We start from the raw sequence: 889 nt of genomic DNA, 5'->3' as shown, positions 1-889 counted from the left end.
CGTCATTAGAGATGACCTTGCAAGCAATGGCGTAATGGGTCTTATTGATGCTATTGAAAAATTTGATTACGGCCGCGGCTTGCAGTTTGAAACGTATGCCTCATGGCGCATTCGCGGCGCTATTATAGATGGCTTAAGACAAGGTGACTGGGTCCCGCGTTCTGTGCGAGAGAAGGCCAAACGAGTAGAAGAGGCATATCAGCATTTAGAGCAGCAGTACTTGCGTTCTGTGACAGATGCAGAAATTAGCCGCTATCTTGATGTAACGGAGAAAGAATTCATTAATATGCTGCAAGATATTGCGGTAACAACGGTCTGCTCATTGGAGGACCCGATTCGTGAAGAGGAATCGGAGACAAGAATGTCTTTGCTAGTGGACGATAAGGCGAAAAACCCGGATCATAAGGTTCATGAGTTTTATTTGAAAGAATCATTGGTTAAAGGGATTGAAAGACTTACGGAAAAGGAACGAACAGTCGTTTCTCTCTTCTATTATGAGGAACTATCATTAAGTGAAATTGCTGAAGTAATGTCACTATCACCGTCGAGAATATCCCAGCTCCATTCTAAAGCGATTTTGAGGCTGCGAGGAGCTTTGGCTAAGCATAAAGATCAACTCATGCAACATTAAAAGGGGGGAGCTACGTGGAAAATCTTCAATTAGAATCATACCTACGCATACAGACATCTGCCGATAATTTGTCTGCATTTTTAACCTTTAGCAGGATTTCGGACGAATTCGAATGTAACGGCGATGAGCTAGAACGATTCTTGCATAGCAAGGGGATCGTTTTTGGCCTTCGTAAAGAAGTTCTGAGTCAGATTGGCACTAATCCTCTCGCATATTTCAAAGAACAAACACTTGTTGCGCAAGGGCAGTCTCCTACAC

At 43.3% G+C, this 889-nt stretch carries 2 protein-coding genes; both read left to right on the top strand.

Translation table 11 applies throughout. From position 1 onward, the window contains the following. A partial coding sequence (locus tag AC1DSE_RS35865) for a FliA/WhiG family RNA polymerase sigma factor (RefSeq protein WP_477529193.1) occupies positions 1-631 on the top strand: 631 nt, incomplete at its 5' end. A 14-nt stretch (positions 632-645) separates the two neighbouring features. Beyond that, on the top strand, positions 646-889 hold a 244-nt coding region (locus AC1DSE_RS35860), incomplete at its 3' end, for a flagellar assembly protein A (protein WP_477529192.1).

The organism is Paenibacillus sp. 01L418, from assembly GCF_056400045.1.
Note: the sequence above shows the minus strand (reverse complement) of the source record. Positions and strands in the feature narration are given on the sequence as shown.